At 36.6% G+C, this 6,150-nt stretch carries 3 protein-coding genes and 1 pseudogene; all 4 read right to left on the minus strand.

The genetic code is table 11. The features are described from left to right. Positions 1 to 2: 2 nt before the first annotated feature. A complete protein-coding gene (locus ACTFWY_RS16630; RefSeq protein ID WP_123836383.1) occupies positions 3 to 413 on the minus strand; it encodes a DUF1617 family protein in 411 nt (136 codons plus the stop codon). 14 nt (positions 414 to 427) lie between these two features. Then, the gene (locus ACTFWY_RS16635; protein ID WP_439939964.1) at positions 428 to 4,243 is read right to left on the minus strand and encodes a phage tail spike protein; all 3,816 of its coding nucleotides are present in this window, start codon (positions 4,241 to 4,243) and stop codon (positions 428 to 430) included. Beyond that, entirely contained in the window at positions 4,240 to 4,959 is a 720-nt protein-coding gene (locus ACTFWY_RS16640) for a hypothetical protein (RefSeq protein WP_311809962.1), read from the minus strand. The genes ACTFWY_RS16635 and ACTFWY_RS16640 overlap by 4 nt, the downstream gene beginning before the upstream one ends. Next, positions 4,956 to 6,150, minus strand: a pseudogene (locus ACTFWY_RS16645) (phage tail tape measure protein); the annotation flags it as partial. The pseudogene ACTFWY_RS16645 and the gene ACTFWY_RS16640, both read right to left, overlap by 4 nt.

A 6,150-nucleotide genomic window follows, 5' to 3' on the forward strand; every position in this document is an offset into this window, starting at 1 on the left:
ATCTATTCAACAGCTTCCTTTTCAAACTCATCTAACAAACGATCGTAGATCTCGGCATCTTTTCCAGATATCATTCCGTCATACTCCTCTAAAATACGCGGTATTTCATCAAAATTTCGGGCATACATCCCTCCCTCAATCACAACTTCTTCATTAAGCAATATCGCTTGTTCCTTATTAAATATAGCTACATCTTTTATGTCTTGTTCTTTGCTATCTTTGAGTTGACCGTTTTCATCAAGCAAATTGAATTTTTCCATCAAAGACTTCTCCTCGTCAGAAAGTTCTATGAGCGCTTCTCGAATACGTTTTATCAACTTTGTTCGGTGTCTGCTATCTTTTGTAGATAATTCGATAGATTCCAAAAAGTTGATTGCTGGTACTAACTCATTATTCTTCAATGTAATTTTCATTCTCCTATCTCCTTCTATAACCTTACTGTTTTAAAAGACGCCACCGTTCCACTACCTTGACCAGAAGTACGAATAGAAGTGGGCAGTTGTAATGTGCCTAATCCTTTTAATGCACGAACGATATTTCTTATATCTTCCACAGGTAATACAACATTATTATGCAGAAGATACAAATAACCACTACCAAACATTACACCGCTTTTTCCACTATCGTTTAATAGAGCAGAATAAAAGGTATTATTATAATTCACTACACCAAATCGTAAAAACTCTCTTGCACTAGGAATTCCTGGCTTAACTTTAATCATATGTACATCTGCATCCATATGAATTCCTGCTTTTCCTGAAAATTTTCCACGAGGATCAAGCATGAATAAAGAAGAAAATGCACTATCGTTTTGAGCTTTTCGATAAGACCAGGAGATATAATCCCCCTCATGCTCTAAGTTCATTGCAATACCACGGATAGTTTCATTTCCTATTTTTGAATTTTCACCTATTCTTCCTATTTTTCTTGTTCCATGCCAAAATTCCATTCCTTCACTGGTTAACTTTCCACTTAATTGATTTTTATTGAAGAAACTTAAGGTGTAAGGGTCTATCTTTAAATTCTGGCTATAATTATTAAAACCAACTTGAATCGCATTGACTGCTAATTTATCTGCAGTAATTGATCGAGCTTGAATCCGTTGTGCAGAAAGATAGCCCGTTGTAATTTTTGCAGCATCGACAAACGCAATTTTTGCATCAGTAATTGCTGCGTTCGCAATTTTAGCTGTCGATACTGAAAGATCCGCAATTTGAGCGGTTTTGATCACTCCATTATCAATTGATGTCTGACCTGTAATGTGAATCTTATTACCAGCAATCAATATTGATTCATTAGATATATTGATTTGATTAACAACATCATTTTTAGAAACTTTTAAATTAATTGTATCTGATAGTTGGGTAATCTGTGATGAAGTAATATTAGTATTTGCCTCATAAATATATAACTGACGAATCTTAATCGTAGTTGCTGGTGGCAGCCAAAATGACAAGTCAGTCCATTTTGTCAATTTAATTGTTCCATATATCCATACAGGATTCGTATTAGGAAGAGAGAACGTAAAATTTTCTCCTTCACTTGTTCCTACCTCTATGGGTTTCCTCCCAGAGTTAACCCCCACATTTACATACATTTTAATATTGTATGTTTTCCCGATTTCTAAGGAAAGTGGTGGTGATCCCCAGTAAGCTCTGTTTCTTGTTGTTCCTCCGTTATTATTAATAGTCATTCCTTGACTATCATAAACTATGTGAATTCCTGTTCCTTCAACAGCTGGCTTTGGCTCTTGTTTTTTGAAGTTTGGATTAGGAAATTTGTTTGTGATATCCGTAATATTTCCTTGAATTTCTGTAACTGTCTGTCTAATAACATTGGCAGTAGTTTCAAGCTGCGTAGCTTTTGTCAGTGCTGAGTTTGCTGAAGTCTGAACACTTGAAATAGTTGTCTTTAAACCGTTCACTGTTATTTCAGTTTGAACAGCTTTTGAGAGAGCTGACTCTGCTGTTGTTTTTACAGAAGATACTGTCGTTTTGACACCGTCTACTGTTGTCTCAATCTCGTTAACTTTGGTTATTTGTGCCTTATCCTCAGGTGCTGGAGACCAGTCAGTCAACTGATTTCCTTCTTCAATCTGAGCACGCCATACGGTAAAATCTAGGCTGTCAGCATTCGTGGATCGATATAGTACAAATTGCATTGCTGCTGAATTCTCAAGGTGTTTAGCTACCATTGAAATACGTTTAGATTGACCTGGTTCAACATAATCAGTCTTACCTAAATTATTACTAAACCTAATACGTTTGTCTCCATTGTTCTTAACATATATAGAGTGAACATAGCTCGTATTGTTTTTAACATAAGTAATAATATTTCCGGGAAGAGTACCACAAATTGTACCAGTACCGCCCGTAACAACATGCCTAACTGCATTTTTTGCATTCCATTCAGGAACTTGAACTATTGAATGAGTAATTGAAGCACCTTGATATGGTCTAAATTTTGGAGATTCAGATTCACTAACCCAGTTTCTACCACCAACTTGAAAATTGTTTTGCCATTGTTCGACACTTGCCAAAGTCTGGGTTACACCATCAACTGTTGTTTGTAGAACGCTAGCTTTACTTAACGCACTATTAGCTGTCGTTTGCATAGTAGCAAGAGTCTGCTTTTGCCCATCTACTGTGATTTCTAACTCGTTGAGTTTCTTTGTTGTACTTGTTGATGTAGTCTCAATTGTCGTGATCCTTCCTTTTAAACCATCAACTGATTTTTCTATTGAAACAGTCTTGCCCTCTACGGCTCGTACCTTACTATATGCTTCACTTGCTTTAAAACTGATTGTACTGATATCCCGATTCATCGCAGAAATATCAGAGACAAGATGGTTAACATTGATTTGAATATTATTTGCTTTCTCAACAGCTCGTTTTGTATCATTTTCTACCTCACTCACTTTATTAGCGATTTCATCAAAATTCGCTGTAGACATAATGAATGTCCAAACAGTTCCATCCCAAATATAAAATTCAATATCCTCACCATTTGGTTTGTACCACATATCCCCGACACGTGTTGCTGTTGGTTCTCCTTCACCATTTTTACCAAAGAGACCATGGAAAATCATGTTCTTTCCATTCGCAGCAGTAATTGCTGAATCCATTTGATTCCCTATTTCTTTGATCGATGTTTGAGTGTCATTTATGATCGATGATAAAGTAGTACGTTTTTCACCGATTTCTATTTCATCATAAGCATCACGCAACACATTCCATTTTGTTTTGATCACTTTAGCAGTCGTGTCTACACCTAACTTTTCATAATATACTCGAACATCATCGCATAGCTCGACAGTCTCCAATGTAGCAATATCAGCATAATCAGCGGTCTGTGCCAAATCCAAAAAAGACACCTTAATTGATGTCTTTGGAATACCAATATCATTATTTTTGATATAATCCTGAGCCAATTGTTTTAGTTTTACCTTGGTTGGAACTTCATCATGTTCAAATTTATTACTAAAATCAACTGGCAACACATTACGGTTTGGGTATTCATTAATATTCTCGCAATCAACTACATATCCATCAATAGTAACTATTTGTTCATTTTCATCGTCATCCGTATAAATAGCATACGGATAAATTGTTGTATAAGTCGTCATGATATTACGTTCCTGTTCAAAATCCGTAATATTACGACCGTATGCTAGAATAGTGTTGGCGGTAGTTCCACGCTTCTTTAACAAACTAATGTGATAGTTGTCAAAACGATATTCACCACCCCAAACATCTAAGATAGAACCTTCCACGCCGCCTAAGGCTTGTCGAGGATTTTCCACTTTGTCGATTCGCCAATTCGTTTTGTTGCTTGTATCAATATCCGAGTCCACAATAAATGGATTGTTGTCTAAAATTGCTAACTTCCAAGCATTTAAAGCTGCACTTGCGTTTCCACTGATAAATACTTCTGGCTTCATTGGTAATTCTTGACTCAAGTAGCTAACGTGTTCTGCGTAGATTTTAGCTTGTCCGTCATGATTTGGCACAATCCGTTTGATTCTGAACCGTTGATCAGTTAGTGTCGGACTTGCATCAGCTTTGATTATTCGGTTTTCTTGCAACAACGGATAGATTTCATCATCAACTAACACTTTAGCTTCAAGAATAAAGGTACCATTTCTTTCTTCTGTGACAAAAGCTTCTGTTGCTGTTTTGATTGGACCTAAACCCAAACTAAAAAAATCTATTTCGTTTGCCTCATACAAAATTGGATAGGTCACACAATCACCTCCCAGCGAGGAACAATTTTCATCTCAGTTACTGATCCAGTAGTCAGCACATTGTTAAGTCCAGGATTAATCCCAGGCAAAGGATAAGTAGTGATCTTATTCCACTGTGGGCGAGTACCATCAAGAGACTTCACTTGATCGTACAATACATCAATAATTACACCGCCATCTACACCTCTTAATTTGTATGTTGACGATCCTATTTGTAGTGTTATATTGCCTGTCCCTCTGATCGTGATTTTAGGTCTTGAAATTCGATTAGTAGGGTTGGTAATCGATGTTGATAGAACTTGTTCAACTAGGCCAGACTTTAAAAACTTGTATGGCTTAACGCTAAACGTTAGTATGGTTTTTCCATGTTCAACAATATTCGCTTCTACCTCATATTCGGCTGTATAAATTGCTTGATAAATATATTCCTTGTCTCCGCTAAAAAATAACTCTTTCCATCCCACATTGTTTTTAAGCCAGTTCGATATCTCTGTTGCTCGTTGCTGCTGAGATACTTCTGTAGGTATTAAGTATGCCGGAAAGCTCTTGTTTACATTCTTTAATTTGCCGTCTGTCAAAAACGAATCGCCATCTTGACCACTTACTTCAACAAATTCACCTTTAACCCCAGGAGAGGCAAAAGAGATCTCTGTATCGATATACAAATCAAAATCACTTGACTTTTGATTGTCAATTTCAAAATATCCATAGGTCATTCTAATGCTCCTCTCCCTTCGATTTGAGTTAATAAAGCCAATTCTTGCGCAGTTCGCCGAATATCATTTTTAGTATCCCAGTTTTGTGGATACACATTTATTTCTGGAGTTAATCTACTAATTGCATTTAGCATTTGACGCATCAATTGCACTAAATCGCTATTATCAACAGTAATTGTTTGTGTGCTTTCACTATTGCGAACAGACTGCAAATTGCGAATCAATGTAGCATCTCTAGGAACTCCAACACCATTTTTATACTGTGGAATCATTTGTTTTGTTTGTCTTGCGGTATATACTTTTGTTCCTCTTTTCGCATTAGGAATAATGACATTCCGACCTTCTGGAATATAGGCATTGCCGTCTGGTTCAACAATTAGTTCTTTGTAGAGCGGACCTTTTTGGTCATTGACCATCATGTGTCCGCCTTTGTGGAAATTTGTTCCTGTTGCGTGTCCGGAAATCTTTTCAGTGATCCATTGTGTCACATTTTTAACAATACTGGTTAATGTGACGGTATGGTCTCTTTGTTGTCTGAAGGCTTTTACACCTTCCGTTGCTTGGTATGCTGGGCCACTCGCATTATCCGTTGCCTTTAAATATTTCATGGCTGGATTATTACGATCGTAAATACTTAATGCACTACCGCCTGTTTTAGCAGCTTGTTGAGTAGATGACGAATCACCGTTTAGAATCTTCATCGCTGGGTTATTACTATCATAAGAATTCAAACTGCTTTCACCTTGTGATAGTTTTTGAATGATATCACTATTGTCCCCCAATAATTTTTTCAAGGCTGGAAGTACGTTCTGGTTATAATCTTCAACAGATATTGTTCCATCTCGAACTTTAGATAATATATCTTCATTATTTGCGAGCATATGTTTCACATTGTCCGGCAACGCTGACCACGCACTATAGGATTCTTGAGAAGAAAATACTTTTGTCATTAAGTCGGTATTATCCGCTAAAATTTTCTTTTCCGTTACTGGCAAATTGGTCCATTGATTCCAGCTAGATTCAGAGGTAAGTATCTTATTGAGAAAATCAGTATTATCAGCTAACAGCTTTTTATCACTATTCGGTAGTTGATTCCATCGATTAAACGAATCTTCGGATTCATAAATCTTAGTCAAGAAATCGTAGTTATCAGCATATAGCTCTTTTGTTTCGTCTGGTAAGTCATTCCAA

The organism is Enterococcus sp. 125944, from assembly GCF_051909435.1.
GTDB lineage: Bacteria > Bacillota > Bacilli > Lactobacillales > Enterococcaceae > Enterococcus_D > Enterococcus_D gallinarum.

Excerpts from the sequence above, each read along its gene's own strand:
- ACTFWY_RS16630 (WP_123836383.1), bottom strand. The coding sequence starts at position 413 with ATGAAAATTACATTGAAGAATAATGAGTTAGTACCAGCAATCAACTTT.
- ACTFWY_RS16640 (WP_311809962.1), bottom strand. The coding sequence starts at position 4,959 with ATGACCTATGGATATTTTGAAATTGACAATCAAAAGTCAAGTGATTTT.